Raw genomic sequence first — 1,988 nt, 5'->3', positions numbered from 1 at the left:
AACCTGAAGAACCAGGCGATCCTTTCAAAGTGTCTGACGCTGACACTATGTTGAAATACATTGCTCCTGACTGGAAAGCTCAAGAGTCTGTTGCCATCTTCACCAAACCTGGTTGCCAATTCTGTGCCAAAGCTAAAAAAGCTCTGCAAGACAAAGGCTTGTCTTACGAAGAAATCGTATTGGGCAAAGATGCAACTGTTACTTCCGTACGCGCTATTACCGGTAAGATGACTGCTCCTCAAGTATTCATCGGCGGCAAATACATCGGCGGCAGCGAAGACTTGGAAGCTTACTTGGCTAAAAACTAATTGCCTGTATGCTTGAGACGGCTTGAAAAGGCCGTCTGAAAGACCCAAATATAGAGTTATTCAGACGACGTTTACAAATCGGCGTTCTGAATAACTCTATATTTACAAGTAGAATTTGAGATTATTGTTTTAAATCGATATTTAGGTATTGACTATTGATTTTTAAATTTTGATAGTTTGTTAAGTTTAGGCCGTCTGAAAACGGATAACCTGATGGCAATATCGGTTTGGATATAGACAGTAAGGATAAAATATGAAAAAAATTCAAGCAGATGTGGTAGTACTGGGTGGTGGTACAGCCGGTATGGGCGCATTTCGCAATGCCCGGCTTCATACAGACAATGTTTACCTGATCGAAAACAATGTATTCGGAACAACTTGTGCGCGTGTCGGCTGTATGCCGTCCAAATTGCTGATTGCGGCTGCAGAAGCGCGCCATCATGCTCTGCATACCGATCCGTTTGGCGTGCATTTGGATAAAGACAGCGTAACGGTAAACGGCGAAGAAGTCATGCACCGCGTGAAGTCCGAACGCGACCGTTTTGTCGGTTTTGTGGTCAGCGATGTAGAAGAGTGGCCAGCCGACAAGCGTATTATGGGTACGGCAAAATTTGTTGACGAACACACCGTCCAAATCGATGACCACACTCAAATTACTGCAAAAAGTTTTGTGATTGCTACCGGTTCGCGCCCTATGATTTTCCCTCAGTGGGAAGTTTTGGGCGATCGCTTGATTGTGAATGATGATGTTTTCTCTTGGGATACCCTGCCTAAGAGTGTGGCCGTATTCGGCCCTGGCGTAATCGGCTTAGAGTTGGGTCAGGCTTTGCACCGTTTGGGCGTGAAAGTTGAAATTTTTGGCGTGGCCGGTGCGATTGGCGGTATTTCCGACCCTGTTGTCGCTGAAGAAGCCAAAACCGTTTTTGGCGAAGAGTTGACTTTGCATTTGGATGCCAAAACCGAAGTCAAATTGGACGCAGAAGGCAATGTTGAAGTTCATTGGGAACAAGATGGCGAAAAAGGTGTGTTCCATGCCGAATATGCTTTGGCTGCCGCCGGTCGTCGTCCGAACGTGGACAATATCGGTTTGGAAAACCTGAATATCGAAAAAGATGCGCGTGGCGTACCTGTTGCCGATCCGTTGACCATGCAAACCAGCATCCCGCACATCTTTATCGCAGGCGATGCGTCCAATCAATTGCCTCTGCTGCATGAAGCTTCCGATCAAGGCAAAATTGCCGGTCACAATGCCGCTATTTTCCCGAATATTGAGGGAGGTTTGCGCCGTAGCGTAATCGGCGTGGTATTCACCAGTCCGCAAATTGCCACTATCGGCTTGAAATACGCGCAAGTTACGGCGAAATATCAGCCTGATGAGTTTGTCATCGGCGAGGTTTCCTTCCGAAATCAAGGCCGCAGCCGCGTTATGTTGGTCAACAAAGGCCATATGCGTTTGTATGCTGAGAAAGCGACCGGCCGTTTCATTGGTGCGGAAGTTGTCGGCCCTGCTGCCGAACATTTGGCACACTTGATGGCTTGGGCGCATCAAATGAAGATGACGATTCCGCAAATGCTGGATATGCCGTTCTACCATCCGGTTATCGAGGAAGGTCTGCGTACTGCATTGCGTGATGCCGATGCAAAATTGAAACAGGCTTGATTATTTGATGGAATAAAGGC

General features: G+C 47.2%; 2 protein-coding genes. Both read left to right on the top strand.

Annotated elements, in window-relative coordinates:
- On the top strand, nt 1-308 hold a 308-nt coding region (locus tag ACTHUT_RS19150; protein WP_440419427.1), incomplete at its 5' end, for a glutaredoxin domain-containing protein.
- Between the two features lie 253 nt (nt 309-561).
- Nucleotides 562-1,968: a dihydrolipoyl dehydrogenase gene (locus ACTHUT_RS19145; RefSeq protein ID WP_250600920.1), complete on the top strand. Its 1,407-nt coding sequence runs from the start codon at nt 562-564 to the stop codon at nt 1,966-1,968.
- The last annotated feature ends 20 nt before the right edge of the window (nt 1,969-1,988 follow it).

Source organism: Neisseria sp. P0022.S010, assembly GCF_051956635.1.
The sequence above is the reverse complement of the archived record's forward strand: the minus strand, read 5'-3'. Positions and strand labels throughout refer to the sequence as shown.

Bases quoted from the DNA above. Each gene is read 5' to 3' on its own strand.
- ACTHUT_RS19145 (WP_250600920.1), top strand. From the start codon at position 562: ATGAAAAAAATTCAAGCAGATGTGGTAGTACTGGGTGGTGGTACAGCC.